Below are 15,191 nucleotides of genomic sequence, written 5' to 3'. Positions count from 1 at the left end.
CTGTTTGGCTACTCCACTGCCGCGTAGACCAGGCTCCGGATCAGCGTCCTGAAATACTCGCGTTGCCCCGGCCCCTGCGACATGAACACCGCGAACAGTTCTTCCTGCGGATCGATCCAGAAGAACGTGCCGGCGACGCCGCTCCAGAAGAACTGACCCTTCGATCCCGCATAGGGCGCGTGGCCCTCGTCCGTGCGCACGGCGAAGCCGAGGCCGAAGCTGTGGCCGGGCGGCACGAGATGTGTCTCCAGCTTCACGTTGGGGCTGAGGTGATTGGACGCCATCAGATGCAGCGTGCGGCTGCCACTCTGACGCCGTCCAGCGTGCCGCCGTTGAGCAGCATCTGGCAGAAGCGCGCATAGTCCATGGTCTTTGATACCAGGCCACCGCCGCCGGATTCCATCTTTGGAATCTCCAGCGGATCGAACAGCGCGACTTTCTCGCCGGTCCAGGGATCGGTGGGGAAGGGCTGGGCAATACGGTCCTTGTTCGCGCTTGCTGTGTGGAAGCCGGTTTCGGCCATCTGCAGCGGCGCCAGAATGTTGTCGGTGAGATAGTTGCCCAGCGACTTGCCGGACACGACCTCGATGACGCGGCCGAGAATGTCGGTGGAGCGGCTGTAATTCCATTCAGAGCCGGGCTGGCAGATCAGCGGCAGGCCCGCGACGATCTTCGCATGTTCTTCATTGGTGATGTCGCGATTGCGCAGATCTCGACTTCTGGTACATCCGCTGCACCATGCCGTTGCCGGTGATCTCATAAGAGATGCCCGACGTGTGGCGCAGCAGGTCCTGGATCGTGATCGGGCGCAGCGGCAGCGCCAGTTCAAGCGCGCCGTTGCGCTCGACGCCGACCTTGGTGTCGGCGAATTCGGGGATGTATTTCGCCAGCGGGTCGTTCAGCAGGATATGGCCGTTCTCGACCAGCTGCATGATGCTCAGCGAGACGATCGGCTTGGTCATGGAGAAGATGCGGAACAGACTATCGCGCGACATCGCGGTCGCGCCGTCCGGCGTCTGCTTGCCGAAGGCCTCGAAATAGCCGATCTGGCCGCGGCGGGAGACCAGCATGGTGACGCCCGGCGTGGTGCCCTTGTCGATCTCGCGCTTGAACGCGTCCGACATGATCTGAAGACGGTTTGATGACAATCCCAGTGTTTCCGGCCGGGCCTGCGGCAGCTCGGGGGTCTCGAGGGAAATGGCGTGTTTTGCGGCAGTTTGGGCGTTCATGTGGGCTCCCGATAGTGCTTTGATTGATCTTGTCATTTGCCGGCTTACATAGGGGGCTCGCCGGCATGGTTGGACGAGCTTGGCCCAGAAGTTCGGGCTTGAACAGGGCCGTTTTCCCTTGTAACCAGCCGCCGGTTTGGTGCTGCGCACGGGCGTGGCTTAACAGGTGGATCTATGGCCAAAGCAAAATTTGAACGTAACAAGCCGCACTGCAATATTGGTACGATCGGTCACGTTGACCACGGCAAGACGTCGCTGACGGCGGCGATCACGAAGGTGCTGGCGGAGACGGGTGGTGCGACGTTCACCGCTTACGACCAGATCGACAAGGCGCCCGAGGAAAAGGCCCGCGGCATCACCATTTCGACCGCGCACGTCGAATACGAGACCGCCAACCGCCACTACGCCCACGTCGACTGCCCAGGCCACGCCGACTATGTGAAGAACATGATCACCGGCGCCGCGCAGATGGACGGCGCGATCCTGGTCGTGTCGGCTGCCGACGGCCCGATGCCGCAGACCCGCGAGCACATCCTGCTCGCGCGCCAGGTCGGCGTGCCCGCCCTGGTCGTGTTCCTGAACAAGTGCGACATGGTCGACGATCCGGAGCTGCTCGAGCTCGTGGAAATGGAAGTCCGCGAACTGCTCTCGAAGTACGACTTCCCGGGCGACGACATTCCGATCGTCAAGGGTTCGGCACTGGCCGCTCTCGAAAACTCGGACGTGAAGCTCGGCCACGACGCCATTCTCGAACTGATGAAGAACGTCGACAGCTACATCCCGCAGCCGGAGCGTCCGGTTGATCAGCCGTTCCTGATGCCGGTGGAAGACGTGTTCTCGATCTCGGGCCGTGGTACGGTCGTGACCGGCCGCGTCGAGCGCGGCATCGTCAAGGTCGGCGAGGAAATCGAAATCGTCGGTATCCGCGCCACGCAGAAGACGATCTGCACCGGCGTTGAAATGTTCCGCAAGCTGCTCGATCAGGGCCAGGCCGGCGACAACATCGGCGCACTGCTGCGCGGCACCAAGCGTGAAGACGTCGAGCGCGGCCAGGTGCTGTGCAAGCCGGGTTCGGTGAAGCCCCACACCAAGTTCAAGGCCGAGGCTTACATCCTCACCAAGGAAGAGGGTGGCCGTCACACGCCGTTCTTCACCAACTACCGTCCGCAGTTCTACTTCCGCACCACCGACGTGACCGGTGTGGTGCATCTGCCGGAAGGCACCGAAATGGTGATGCCGGGCGACAACATCGCCATGGAAGTGCACCTGATCGTGCCGATCGCGATGGAAGAAAAGCTGCGCTTCGCCATCCGTGAAGGCGGCCGCACCGTCGGTGCAGGCGTGGTGGCCTCGATCATCGAGTAATCGACAAAAACGGCGGGCAGGGGATTTGTCCCTTGCCCGCTGTTTTGATTCCCGGCCCTGGTTTCGCCTCTTGCAAATCAGGCGTCGCATATGCTTCAAACAGCGCGGAATGACGGTGCGCCGTTTTCCTGTAGGGGTGTAGCTCAGTTGGTAGAGTACCGGTCTCCAAAACCGGTTGTCGTAGGTTCGAGCCCTACCGCCCCTGCCATTTTAAGTATTTGAAATATCAATAAATTATGGCATCGAGGCGTTTTTCAGGCGAGCCTCCTGTTGCCGCTCAGCTGAACTGCCGCTTTTGCGGCGCTGCCACCACGCGGTCGCGGCCGGTATCCTTGGCTCTGTAGAGCGCAAGGTCGGCGCGCGCCAAAATGTCTTCCGGCGTATCATTAGGCCTGATGGCGCTGATCCCGGCGGATATCGTCAGAGCGAGATCCTGCGCAATCGCCGACCAGTTCAGTTCCGTGATCAGGCTGCGCAATCGATCCAGCGTCTGGATCGCAAGATCAATGTCGGTGTCCGGCAGGATCAGCAGAAACTCTTCGCCGCCCTGACGGCCGAACCTGTCGATGGTGCGGATATTGGCGAAGACGGAGATGGCAAAGGCGCGCAGCACTTCGTCGCCGACGGGATGGCCAAAGCAGTCGTTGATCTTCTTGAAATGATCGAGGTCGATGATCGCGATGCAGCAGGTTGTGGCGTTGCGCTGGGCCTTGGCGATCTCGTCGTTCAGGCACTTCATGATGTAGCGCCGGTTCAATGCGCCGGTGAGTTCGTCCAGTTGGGCGAGTTCCTCGATCCGCGCATTGGCGGCCGCGAGGTCGTTGCTGCGACGATACAGCAGTTCGCGCATCGAGCTGCCGTAGAGGCCGGCGCTGGCACAGCGGCCAAGTGCGCTGACGAAACAGGCCAGCGCCAGAGCGCGCTCGGTTGCGGTGGCCATGGGAATGCCGATCGGCTTGTCGGTCATCAGAAAAAGCAGTGCGAGGCCCAGCGTTGCGGTGGACCAGACGATGCCGGTCTGGCGCGCACTCATGCGGAGTGCGGCGAAGCCGAGCACGACGAAGATGATGGAGATGAAGTAGAAGCCGATCTGCGGCACGAGATAGATCGCGCCGATCTGGACGATGATGCTGACGATGGAGAGAGGGACCGTGAGGTACGGGTCCTTGAAACGGTCGTTGACCTGGATCTCCGAGAGATAGGCAGCAATGCCGACCACAGCGAGCCTGATGGCCAGATACACGACCCCCGTCGCCACGGTGGTCACGCCGATCACGGCGTAGAGCAGCAGGATCGCAGCATCGATCAGATAGCTCGACGCCTGCGCGATATAGGCGGTCCGGCGCCGCGCGATCCGCAATGCCGAATCCTTGCGGAGGTTTCTCGTGGAGGCGTCGGTTCCCTCTGACAGGGTGGTGATGCTGGTCATTCGCTGATGCCCGTCGCATTGCCGATCAAACAAGCAATCTGCCGATCAAAACATTTAGGTCTGCTAATACATCCACTTACTGGAGTACCCGGGTAGCTTCTCGCGTTTTAGTCTGGCCGCGGGGTTAATGGAATCTGACGATCCGCGGGGCAATTTGCTCAATAGGCTGATGGCCATGTCCGACATCGGCTTTGCCAATCATGCGCGATTGTGCTGCTCCCCGCGTTTGCGTTGCGCTGCGTCCCTGCGGCGTGCGGTCGCGGCGATGAACCTGGCTTGCCGCGCGTGCGACACACCCGTTGGGAATTCAGCCGGAAGTCGAGAATGAAATTACTTGTGACGTTCGTCGTGGGGGCCACGACGTTGCTGTTGTCGTCCTTTGGACATGGTGCTCACGCTGCCGATCTGCTCTGGCAGGTGGAAAGTCCATTTCGCTTCTTCAAGAATGCCGCATCCTTCGCGATGTATGAGCGCGGCTATCCGGCCGCTCGCAATGAATTAGTGCTGCCGCCCGCCGATGTGGTGTGGCGCACCGAGCGGCGGCTGAACGATCCCGATTGCCGCGACGTGACCAGCCCGACCAGCTGCGCCGACACCGCGCGGGCGCGCTACGATCGCTCGCGTCTCGGCTGGGCGTCGCAGACCATCGACGCCGTCTGCTACGACAGTCGGCAGGGCCGCTATCTCGCGAGTTGCGACCGGCGCTATTCATGGGGCACGGCCAAGGAAGACTACGTGCTGCCGGATGCGCATACGGTGCTGATCCGGCTGTCGCCCGAGCGCATTGCCGAAGCCGGCGCGTATGATTGCGTCTGGAGCTGGACGCCGCGGCGGCCGGGCAGCAGGACCGAGACCGCAACGCAATCCTGCGCGACGCCGCTCAAGATCACGCGCCTGCCTTATGCCGTCGATCGCAGCCTGTCCGGTGCATCGGTCCAGGTCAAATTGCCCGACGGTCGTACGTTGAACGACCCGCAGGTCGTCGTCGAGGATCTGTTCATCGTGGCGCTCGGCGATTCCTTTGCCTCGGGCGAGAGCAATCCGGACGTTCCGGTGACATTCAGCGCCGTCCGCGAGATGGTCTACGATCCAACCCTGATGCGCGAGGAGATGGCGACACGCAGCACCGCCAAGTCGCTGCAGAAATTGACCCCCGCTGCCCCGGCAGGAAGTTTCGACTACAAAAACCTGCCGCGGCGCAAGCTCGCCGACGAGGAGCAGGAGCTTTATTTCCCGCTCGCATCGGCGCAGTTCGACAAGGCGTTCAACGCCGCCAATCCGCGCTGGCTCAGCCCCGATTGCCACCGCTCGCAATACGGCTATCCGTTTCGCGTCGGCCTGCAACTCAGCTTAGAGAATCCGCACCGGTCGATCACGCTGGTCAGCCTTGCTTGTACCGGCTCGGAGGTCACCGAAGGTCTGTTCCTCGAGAAGAAGGCACGCGAGGGCGCCGGCAACGCGATGGTGCGTTCGCAGCTTGATCAGCTCGCCGATCTGATCTGCAAAAGCCCCGCGGGTCGCACGCAGCGTGCGACTTACAATCTGCCGACCTATGCCAGCGGCAGCGTGCAGGTCGCCAATATGCCGGTGACAAAATCCTGGTGTGCGCCGAATGAGCGCAAGCGGCCGATCGACACGCTGCTGCTGTCGATCGGTGGCAACGATGTCGGCTTCTCGCCGCTGATGGTCTATGCGATGACCGAGTCCGCCGGCGATCTCGCGCCCATCGCGAGCCTGCTCGGCAAGCAGATCCGGTTCTCGCCTGATGTGTCGCGCGCCTACATGGAGCAGCTCGACGAGCGCATGGTGGCGCTCCGCGATGCCTTGCGCGACGGTTTTGGCGTGGCGCCCGCGAAGGTACTGCAGACGGCTTACGAGCCGATCCAGTTCGACGAGACGGGGGCGCTGTGCGGCGCGCAGCCGACGCTCGGTCTCGACGTCCACAAGAAACTGGTGCTGTCGCGCGAGCGGCTGGCCGAGACGGTGAGCTTTCTGAACGATTTCTTCACCCGGACCGCCTGCATCACCAACGGTCGATCAAGCGGCTGCCCGGCGCTAGCCACCGGCGCCGGAACCGGCTTCCAGCTCATCACCGATCACCAGAGCGAATTCACCAAGCGCGGGCTCTGTGCGCGCGATCCGAAGCGGCCGCAGGCGGACGGCGAGGCGATGGCGATGCCGCGGCGCTGGATCGGCAAGGAGGAGTTCACGCCGTATTCGCCGGCCGCCTATCTGCCCTATGCGTCGCGCTGGCGCCTGTTCCGCACCCCGAATGACGCGTTTCTGACCGCAAATGTGCATGCAGTGGGCTTTACCCAGTTCGACATCCTGCAGCCGGTCTATGCGGCCATGTATAGCGGCGCCGTGCACCCGACCGCGGAGGGCCACGCCATCGTGGCCGATCACGTGGTCCGGCACGTCCGGGCGGCGGTTGGCAAGCCGTCGCTGGGGGTGGGCGGGCGCTGATCGGGGTGGTATCAGGGGCGGGACGGGGGCCCCGTCTGTCCGGCCCGGATACCTTGACCTTTGGCCCGGTCCGAAGTAGGAAGCTGCACTCGCTGTCGGCCCGGTGACCGGATATCCGACGCGGCAAATCCCCGAACGAACGAGCCCGCTTGGCGGCTCATCCTTGAAAAAGGGTTGGGCGCAAAGAGGGCTGTTCGGATTCCTGAAATCAATTCAATCGTCTCACGACGGATGCGGATCATATAACGATGGCGTTCAGCCCGTTCAAATTCCTGCAGGAAGTGCGCACCGAGACCAACAAGGTCACGTGGCCCTCGCGTCGCGAGACGACCATCACGACCATCATGGTGTTCGTCATGGTGGCGTTGTCGTCGATCTTCTTTTTTGCGGCGGATCAGATCATTCGCTACCTCGTCGCCTTTTTGCTCACGATGCACTGACGGAACAGAATTATGAGCATGCGCTGGTACATCGTTCACGCCTATTCGAATTTCGAAAAGAAGGTGATGGAGTCGATCAAGGAACAGGCCAAGCAGCGTGGCCTGGAAGACCTGTTCGAACAGATTCTGGTTCCGGTCGAGAAGGTCACGGAAGTGCGCCGCGGCCGCAAGATGGACGCCGAGCGCAAGTTCTTCCCGGGCTATGTGCTGGTGAAGATGCAGCTCACCGACGAAGCGTTTCATCTGATCAAGAACACCCCGAAGGTCACGGGCTTCCTCGGTGCGGAAAACAAGCCGATGCCGATTTCGGAAGCCGAAGCCATGCGCATTCTGCACCAGGTGCAGGAAGGCGTGGAGCGCCCGAAGGCGTCGGTGTCGTTCGAGATCGGCGAGAACGTGAAGGTGGCCGATGGCCCGTTCGCGTCGTTCTCCGGCGTCGTCGAGGAAATCGACGAGGCACGCTCGCGCGTGAAGGTCGCAGTGTCGATCTTCGGCCGCGCCACGCCGGTCGAACTGGAATTCGGTCAGGTCGAAAAGGTCTGATCGCAATAGCGCGAGGTTCGCCTCGCGTTTCTAAGGCCGTGGGAGGAAGAGGGCGGTTGCCAACCGCTTGTCGACCGAACCACGAAACCTGAAACAGCCGGTCGATGACCGGCACAACAGGAGTGACACATGGCAAAGAAAGTGACCGGATACCTGAAGCTTCAGGTGCCGGCCGGTGCGGCGAACCCTTCGCCCCCGATCGGTCCCGCGCTTGGTCAGCGCGGTTTGAACATCATGGAATTCTGTAAAGCGTTCAACGCGCAAACGCAGAAGGAAGAAAAGAACACCCCAATCCCGGTGGTGATCACGATCTACGCCGATCGTTCGTTCACCTTCGCCCTCAAGACCCCCCCGATGTCCTTCTTCATCAAGAAGGCCGCCAAGCTCACCTCCGGCTCCAAGCTGCCGGGTCGTGACAAGGCCGGCGCGGTGACCAAAGCGCAGGTGCGCGAGATCGCCGAAGCGAAGATGAAGGATCTGAATTGCGACACCATTGAATCGGCCATGAAGATGGTTGAGGGCTCTGCCCGTTCGATGGGTGTCGAGGTCGCGGGGTAAACGGTCATGGCAATTGGAAAACGTTTGAAGAACGCCCGTGAGGGCATCGACCGCGAGAAGCTCTATCCGGTCGCCGAGGCCATCAAGATGGTCAAGGAACGCGCCAAGTCGAAGTTCGATGAGACCATCGAAATTTCGCTGAACCTCGGCGTCGATCCGCGTCACGCCGACCAGATGGTCCGTGGCGTCGTCACCCTGCCGAACGGCACCGGCCGCACCCTGCGCGTCGGCGTGTTCGCCCGTGGCCCGAAGGCTGAAGAAGCCAAGGCTGCCGGTGCAGACGTCGTCGGTGCAGAAGACCTGTTCGAGAAGGTCCAGGCCGGTCAGATCGATTTCGATCGCTGTATCGCAACCCCCGACATGATGCCGCTGGTCGGTCGCCTTGGTAAGGTGCTCGGTCCGCGCGGCATGATGCCGAACCCGAAGATCGGCACCGTGACCATGGACGTCACCGGCGCAGTCAAGGGTGCCAAGGGCGGTTCGGTCGAGTTCCGCGTCGAGAAGGCCGGCATCGTGCAGGCTGGTATCGGCAAGGCATCTTTCTCGGAAGAGAAGCTCGTCGAGAACATCAAGGCTCTGGTCGACGCCGTCTCCAAGGCGAAGCCGGCTGGCGCGAAGGGCACCTATCTGCAGCGCGTTGCCGTGTCTTCGACCATGGGCCCCGGCGTCAAGGTTGAGACGGGCACCGTGCTCGGCTAAGCCGGAACAAGGCTTGCAAGAAACCAGGGCGGAATCGGGCAACCGGTTCCGCCCTTTCTTTTGTCTTCCGCTCTTTAGACCCGGCAGGAATGCCCCAAAGGATCGTCACGATGGCCGAGAAGGTTCTGATCTATTCGCGTTTCCCGAAGTCCCAGATGGTGCGCATCGGCGAGCACTTCGATCTTCTGGACGCTGCAGGCAAGCCACCGCTGCAGACCTTTTCCGCTGACCAACTGAAAGACGTGCGCGCGCTGATCACCGCGGGCGGTCAGGTGCTCAAGGCAGACGTGATGGACATGATGCCGGCGCTCGGCGCCATCATCTGCTACGGCACCGGCTATGACGGCGTCGACTTCACGGCCGCGGCCGAGCGCAAGATCGTAGTCGGCAACAGCCCGGGCGCAAATGCGGCTTCGGTTGCCGATCTGGCACTCACGCTGATGCTCGCGGTGACACGCCGTCTGCTACCCGCGGATCAGTATCTGCGCGAAGGCGGCTGGTCCTCCGCAAAGCCGTCGCCGCTGATGTCGCCGCAGCCGGGCAATCCAGGTCGCAGAGTGGGCGTCTATGGCATGGGCGAGATCGGCCGCAAGATCGCATCGCGCGTCGCGGCCTTCGAATGCGACGTCGCCTATCACAGCCGCAGCAAGCACGATGTGCCGTATCGCTACGAGCCGAGCCTCGACGCACTCGTCGAATGGTGCGACGTGCTGATGGTCGCGGTGCGCGCTGGCGCGGACACCCATCACATCATCGATGCCGCGATGCTGAAGAAGCTCGGCGCCAATGGCGTGGTCGTGAATATCTCGCGCGGCTCGGTGATCGATCAGGCTGCGCTGACCGCGGCGCTGGCCGACAAGGCCATCGTCGGCGCCGGCCTCGACGTGTTCGAGAAGGAGCCCCACGCGCCCGACGCACTCACGGCCTTGCCGAATGTCGTGCTGACGCCGCATATCGGCGGCCACACGCTCGACTCGCATACGGCGATGCAGGACTGTGTCATCGCCAATCTCGACGCGTTTTACGCGGGCAAGGGGCTGCCGTACGCGGTGGCGGTTTAGGGCAGCTATTCGGTGATCTGGAAACTGGTGAACAGGTCAACCACGCTCTGAGGCGCGTTGTCGTTGAAGAACAGCTTCAGATTCTGGTCGGTCTCCGCGGCAACAGACGCGCTGCGGGGAAAGAGCTCCGTTTCATAAGCGACAAGCGCGGCTTCGACGTCTTCCGGATTGGCGGCAAGTGCCCGTCCGAGTTCGGCGCCATCATACATTGCGAGATTGGCGCCTTCGCCGGCGAATGGTGACATCAGGTGCGCGGCATCGCCGAGCAGCGTCACGCCGGCTACGCGATCCCATCGGTGTTCGATCGGCAGCGCATAGATCGGGCGAAGCAAAGGGGCGCCCTCGCTGTTGGTGATGAGCGCTGTCAGCTCCGGAGCCCAGTCGTCGAATTCCGCGGCGATGCGGGCGAGGGCATTCGTCCGGTCCGAGAAGTCGATGCGGGCGATCCAGTCCTCCGGCCTGTTCAGGGCCACGTAGCCTTGCAGTGTTCCATCGGCGTGTCGGTGCGCAAAGATTCCCTGGCCCGGTGCAATCGCCATCAGCGTGCCGCCGCCAACCGCGTCCGCGCTGGCTTTGTGACGGGTGTCGGCGTCGAAAAGAAACGTCTCGATGAATGACGTGCCGACATAGGCCGGCTTCTCCCCGGAGAGGAGCGGGCGAACGCGTGACCACGCGCCGTCGGCACCTATGAGGAGATCGGTCGATACCGTTGAGCCATGGGAGAAAGTCAATGCGTGCCGCCCGTCGCCGAGCGGAGACGCCGCTGCAAGTTTGTGTCCCCAACGGATCGTGTCGGCGGGCAGAGAATCGAGCAGAAGCCGACGCAATTCTCCTCGATCCACCTCAGGTCGACTGCCGTTACCCATGTCGGGTCTGTCAAACAGCAGCTTGCCGTCCTTGTCGCGTATCCGCTTGGCATCAGCACCGACGATGACGATGTCGCGGAAAGCTTCGAACAATCCTGCAGCCTTGAGTGCAAGCTGCCCGTTGTATTCGTGAATATCGAGCAGGCCTCCTTGTGCCCGCGAGTCGGCCGAGGCTTCAGCTTCATAGATCGTCGCTGCGATACCGTGAACATGGAGCACGCGGGCAAGCGTCAGCCCGCCGAGCCCCGCGCCGACAATCGCCACATGAGTATTCATCTCGCCACCTTTGCAGTCACAGGCGGGCCCGGGACATTCCCCAAGGCCTCGATGGAACGGAATTCCATTCTATTGGAACGGTGTTCCATTTATGTCAAGATAAGCCATGATCAAAAAAAAGCGCAGTAGCCCACGACGCGAAGACTCGCTCACGCGGGATCGCATCATCGAAGCGTCGATCGCGATTCTGGACGGCAGCGGGGAAGATGGTCTGACATTCCGCGCCCTGTCGGAACGGCTGGCCACGGGCCCCGGCGCGATCTATTGGCACGTGCCCAACAAGGGCGAACTGCTGACCGCCGCCTGCGACGCCATTATCGCGCGCACGCTGAAGGCACCTCTGGTTGGTGCGACGCCTCAGGCCATCATTCGCGCCCTCGCGCTGGATATGTTCGACGCGATCGACGCGCATCCGTGGGTTGGCTCCGCGCTCACACGGGCTCCGGGGCAGTTGCCCATGGTGCGAATACTCGAACGCATCGGCCGGCAGGTGAGCGCCCTTGGCGTGCCTGACGAGCAACAGTGGGCGACGGTGGGTGCGTTGCTGAACTACATCCTTGGCGTCGGTGCGCAGAACGCGGCCAACGGGCAGCTCGGCCGGATGCGAGGAATCGACAGGTCTGACTTTCTGGACGCGGTCGCGATCTCTTGGTCTCAGCTCGATCCGGACGCCTATGCATTCACCCGCAGCATGGCTGCACATTTGCGGGGGCACGACGACCGCCAGGACTTTATCGCCGGAATCGATCTCATCCTGAGCGGCATCGAAGCGTCGCGGCGCCTCTGACCGGCTGGCGACTGGTCTGCAAGGCCGTTTCGCAAGAGCGAATTTCGTTCCCGGCCGGTACAAAAATAATTGAATGGGTTATTCCGCAATGCGGATGTAGATGTCGGCTGTTTAGAACAACTCGAATGTAGGCGTACATTCGACGACATAGGACATCAGCGATGGCTGCGTTCACTCTCAAGATCAACGGTCAGGCCCGTCAGGTCGACGTCGATCCCAACACACCTCTGCTCTGGGCAATTCGAGATGGGGCCGGTCTCACCGGCACCAAATATGGCTGCGGGGTCGCGCAATGCGGCGCCTGCACGGTCTATGTGGACGGTCAGACCGTCCGCTCCTGTTCGATGCCCGTCTCGGCCATCGGCACCAGCGAAATCACCACCATCGAAGGTCTCGACTCCAAGGAAGCCAAAGCAGTGCAAGCCGCCTGGGTCGCGCTTGACGTGCCGCAATGTGGCTACTGTCAATCCGGGCAGGTGATGAGCGCCACGGCGCTGCTCAGCGTCAATCCGGCCCCCACCGACAACGATATCGACCTGGCGATGAACGGCAACATCTGCCGCTGCGCCACCTATGTCCGCATCCGCGCCGCCATTCATGGCGCCGCCAAATCTCTGGAGGGTTGAGCCATGACCGTTCATGACACCAAACTCTCCCGTCGCACGCTGCTCAAGGGCAGCGCTGGCCTCGTGCTCGGCGCTTATGTTGCGCGCGCCGACAAACTGTTCGCGCAGGCGGCGGCAAAGCCGTCGATCAATATCGCGCCGAACACGTTCCTGATCATCAAGCCCGACAACACCGTCACAGTGCTGTGCAAGGGCATCGAATTCGGGCAGGGGCCGTTCACCGGCATGGCGACTTTGGTCGCCGAAGAACTCGACGCAGACTGGGCGCAGATGCGCGCCGATCACGCGCCGTCGAATCCGCAGCTCTACAAGAATCTGGCGTTCGGCATGCAGGGCACCGGTGGCTCGACGGCCATCGCCAATTCCTACATCCAGATGCGACAGGTCGGCGCCGCGGCGCGCCAGATGCTGGTCGCGGCTGCTGCCGATGCGTGGCAGGTGCCGGCGGGCGAGATCACTGTCGATAACGGTGTGATGAAACATGCGTCTGGCCATGAAGGTCGCTTCGGTGAATTCGCCGACAAGGCGATGGCCATGCCGGTGCCGGCTGATCCGAAACTGAAGGATCCGTCGCAGTTCAGGTTGATCGGCAAGGAAGGCGTCGTGAAGCGCCTCGACAGCGCCGACAAGACCAATGGCAAGGCATTCTACACGCTCGATATCAACGAGCCGGACATGCTCACGGTGGTCGTGGCGCGCTCGCCGAAATTCGGCGGCAAGGTCGCGTCCTTCGATGCGACGGCTGCGAAGGCCGTGGCGGGTGTCGTCGACGTCAAGCAGGTGTCGAACGGTGTCGCTGTCTACGCCAAGGGCTTCTGGCCCGCGAAGATGGGCCGCGATGCGCTGAAGATCACCTGGGATGACAGCAAGGCGGAGAAGCGTGGCAGCGCCGAACTGCTGCAGCAATTCCGCGGACTGTCGAAGACGGCCGGCAAACTCGTAAAGGCCGAGGGCAAGTTCGAAGAGTCGATGGCCAAAGGTGGCCGCGTCATCGAGGTTGAATATGTCTTCCCGTATCTGGCCCATGCCGCGATGGAGCCGCTCAACGCCTATCTGAAATGGGACGGCGACACCGCCTATGCGCGCTACGGCTGCCAGTTTCCGACGCCTGACCATATGGCGATCTCCAAGGTGCTCGGGCTGCCGATCGAGAAGGTGAAGATCGACGTTCTTCTTGCCGGCGGCAGCTTCGGCCGCCGCGCCCAGCAGAGCACGCATCAGGCCATCGAGCTCGCCGAAGTCGCGAAAGCGATCGGACCGGGCAAGCCGGTCAAGCTGGTGTGGACGCGCGAAGACGACATGCGCGGTGGCTACTATCGGCCGTATTGCATCCACCGCATGCGCGGTGCCGTGCGCGACGGCAAGATCGAAGCCTGGAGCGACACCATTGTCTCGCAGTCGATCATGAAGGGCTCCTTCTTCGAGTCCATGATGTTCAAGGACGGCCTCGACCCAACGTCCTATGAAGGCTCGAACGAAATCCCGTATGACGTCGAGAACTTCCGCTGCGACATGCATCAGGTCGATGTCGGCGTGCCCGTGTTGTGGTGGCGCTCGGTGGGCCACACCCACACCGGTTATGTCGTCGAAGCCTTTGTCGATGAACTGCTGGAAGCCGCCGGCAAGGATCCGATCGAAGGTCGCCTCGAGCTGCTGAGCAAGAAACCGCGCCATGCCGGTGCGCTGAAGGCTGTCGCCGAACTCGCCGACTGGAAGAACTACAAGGTGCCGGCAGGCCGTGCGCGCGGCGTTGCGGTGGTCGAAAGCTTCAATACCTTCGTCGCGCAGGTCGTCGAACTGTCCATGACCGACGACGGTCCGAAGGTGCACAAGGTGTGGTGCGCGGTGGATTGCGGCGTCGCCGTGAACCCCGACATTATCCGCGCGCAGATGGAGGGTGGCATCGGCTTCGGCCTCGGTCACATCCTCTATGCGGAACAGACGCTGGATGCCGGCGCGCCGGTGTCCGGCAATTTCGACACCTATCGGTCGCTGCGCATCAATGAGATGCCGGAGATCGAAGTGGTCATCGTGAAATCGACCGAGAAGCCATCAGGCGTCGGCGAACCCGGCGTGCCTCCGCTCGGGCCTGCCGTTGCCAACGCGCTGGCGAAACTCGGAGTGGGAAGACCGCGGCAGTTGCCGATCGTACCTGGAGCCTCAGCATGAGCTTGTTCAAACATTCGATGCTGGCGCTGGTTGCCGGCGGCCTCGCGGCGGGTCTCCTCGCATTCGCGGAACCGGGCTTTCAGGAGGCCGATGCGGCGGTCAGCAATCCGACCAAGCTGCAGTCGGTCTCGGCCTTCGCCAAGATCAAGAACAAGAACGAGCGAGCCGTGGCGCTGTTTACGGAAGCCGGCAAGGTCATCCAGTCGCCGCGCTGCATGAACTGCCATCCGGCCACCGAGCGTCCGACCCAGACCGACCGCATGCGGCCGCATATCCCGCTGGTCGTGCGCGGCGAGGGCGGTGTCGGCGCGGCCGGTGGTCTCGCTTGCGCCACCTGTCACCACGAAAACAACTTCGATGCCGCCAACGTCCCCGGCAATCCGAAGTGGGCGCTCGCTCCGGCGGAGATGGCCTGGCAGGGCAAGACGCTTGGCCAGATCTGCACCCAGATCAAGGACAAGGAGCGCAATGGCGGCAAGGACATGGCCGCGCTTGTGAAGCACATGGCCGAAGACGAACTGGTCGGCTGGGGCTGGCATCCCGGTGGCAACCGGACCCCGGCGCCGGGTACCCAGAAGCAGTTCGGTGAGCTGATCAAGGCCTGGGCCGATGCCGGAGCGGCCTGCCCGAAGGGGTGATATAGACGGGAAGTGGAGCCGGCTCGGCCGGTTCCGCTT

Annotated in this window: 13 protein-coding genes, 1 tRNA gene and 1 pseudogene; 12 read left to right on the top strand and 3 right to left on the bottom strand. The window is 62.4% G+C overall.

From position 1 onward, the window contains the following. Positions 1-8: 8 nt before the first annotated feature. Positions 9-1,229 (bottom strand): annotated as a pseudogene (locus RSO67_RS05830) (serine hydrolase domain-containing protein). A gap of 174 nt (positions 1,230-1,403) precedes the next feature. Between RSO67_RS05830 and tuf the strand changes: the two are divergent. Together tuf and RSO67_RS05820 are read left to right on the top strand one after the other, a co-directional pair. Beyond that, a complete protein-coding gene (tuf, locus tag RSO67_RS05825) occupies positions 1,404-2,594 on the top strand; it encodes an elongation factor Tu (RefSeq protein ID WP_315842725.1) in 1,191 nt (396 codons plus the stop codon). Positions 2,595-2,726: 132 nt separating this feature from the next. Then, positions 2,727-2,802, top strand: a tRNA-Trp gene (locus tag RSO67_RS05820). Positions 2,803-2,871: 69 nt separating this feature from the next. Here RSO67_RS05820 and RSO67_RS05815 read toward each other — a convergent pair. Further along, a complete protein-coding gene (locus RSO67_RS05815) occupies positions 2,872-4,023 on the bottom strand; it encodes a GGDEF domain-containing protein (protein WP_315842724.1) in 1,152 nt (383 codons plus the stop codon). A gap of 324 nt (positions 4,024-4,347) precedes the next feature. Here RSO67_RS05815 and RSO67_RS05810 point away from each other — a divergent pair, with 324 nt between their 5' ends. The 6 genes from RSO67_RS05810 to RSO67_RS05785 all read left to right on the top strand — a co-directional run bounded on the left by RSO67_RS05810 (position 4,348) and on the right by RSO67_RS05785 (position 9,790). Further along, a complete protein-coding gene (locus RSO67_RS05810) occupies positions 4,348-6,489 on the top strand; it encodes a hypothetical protein (protein WP_315842723.1) in 2,142 nt (713 codons plus the stop codon). Positions 6,490-6,737: 248 nt separating this feature from the next. After that, on the top strand, positions 6,738-6,929 hold the full coding sequence (gene secE / locus RSO67_RS05805) for a preprotein translocase subunit SecE (RefSeq protein WP_092151982.1): 192 nt from the start codon (positions 6,738-6,740) through the stop codon (positions 6,927-6,929). Between the two features lie 12 nt (positions 6,930-6,941). Beyond that, entirely contained in the window at positions 6,942-7,472 is a 531-nt protein-coding gene (nusG, locus tag RSO67_RS05800; RefSeq protein WP_231080282.1) for a transcription termination/antitermination protein NusG, read from the top strand. 129 nt (positions 7,473-7,601) lie between these two features. After that, positions 7,602-8,030: a 50S ribosomal protein L11 gene (rplK, locus tag RSO67_RS05795; RefSeq protein ID WP_068731528.1), complete on the top strand. Its 429-nt coding sequence runs from the start codon at positions 7,602-7,604 to the stop codon at positions 8,028-8,030. Positions 8,031-8,036: 6 nt separating this feature from the next. Further along, positions 8,037-8,729: a 50S ribosomal protein L1 gene (gene rplA / locus RSO67_RS05790; protein ID WP_068731526.1), complete on the top strand. Its 693-nt coding sequence runs from the start codon at positions 8,037-8,039 to the stop codon at positions 8,727-8,729. Between the two features lie 110 nt (positions 8,730-8,839). Next, complete coding sequence (locus RSO67_RS05785) at positions 8,840-9,790, top strand: 2-hydroxyacid dehydrogenase (RefSeq protein WP_315842722.1); 951 nt, start codon at positions 8,840-8,842, stop codon at positions 9,788-9,790. Positions 9,791-9,795: 5 nt separating this feature from the next. Here RSO67_RS05785 and RSO67_RS05780 read toward each other — a convergent pair whose 3' ends face one another. Then, positions 9,796-10,932: an NAD(P)/FAD-dependent oxidoreductase gene (locus tag RSO67_RS05780; protein ID WP_315842721.1), complete on the bottom strand. Its 1,137-nt coding sequence runs from the start codon at positions 10,930-10,932 to the stop codon at positions 9,796-9,798. Between the two features lie 106 nt (positions 10,933-11,038). Here RSO67_RS05780 and RSO67_RS05775 point away from each other — a divergent pair, with 106 nt between their 5' ends. The 4 genes from RSO67_RS05775 to RSO67_RS05760 all read left to right on the top strand — a co-directional run bounded on the left by RSO67_RS05775 (position 11,039) and on the right by RSO67_RS05760 (position 15,152). Continuing rightward, positions 11,039-11,719: a TetR/AcrR family transcriptional regulator gene (locus RSO67_RS05775; RefSeq protein WP_315842720.1), complete on the top strand. Its 681-nt coding sequence runs from the start codon at positions 11,039-11,041 to the stop codon at positions 11,717-11,719. A 161-nt stretch (positions 11,720-11,880) separates the two neighbouring features. Then, complete coding sequence (locus RSO67_RS05770; protein ID WP_315842719.1) at positions 11,881-12,345, top strand: (2Fe-2S)-binding protein; 465 nt, start codon at positions 11,881-11,883, stop codon at positions 12,343-12,345. Positions 12,346-12,348: 3 nt separating this feature from the next. Next, the gene (locus RSO67_RS05765; protein WP_315842718.1) at positions 12,349-14,514 is read left to right on the top strand and encodes a xanthine dehydrogenase family protein molybdopterin-binding subunit; all 2,166 of its coding nucleotides are present in this window, start codon (positions 12,349-12,351) and stop codon (positions 14,512-14,514) included. After that, positions 14,511-15,152, top strand: coding sequence for an Isoquinoline 1-oxidoreductase subunit (locus tag RSO67_RS05760; protein ID WP_315842717.1), 642 nt, complete (start codon positions 14,511-14,513; stop codon positions 15,150-15,152). The genes RSO67_RS05765 and RSO67_RS05760 overlap by 4 nt, the downstream gene beginning before the upstream one ends. Positions 15,153-15,191 lie beyond the last annotated feature (39 nt).

This window comes from Tardiphaga sp. 709 (assembly GCF_032401055.1).
In the GTDB taxonomy this organism is placed as follows: Bacteria; Pseudomonadota; Alphaproteobacteria; order Rhizobiales; family Xanthobacteraceae; genus Tardiphaga.
Note: the sequence above shows the minus strand (reverse complement) of the source record. Positions and strands in the feature narration are given on the sequence as shown.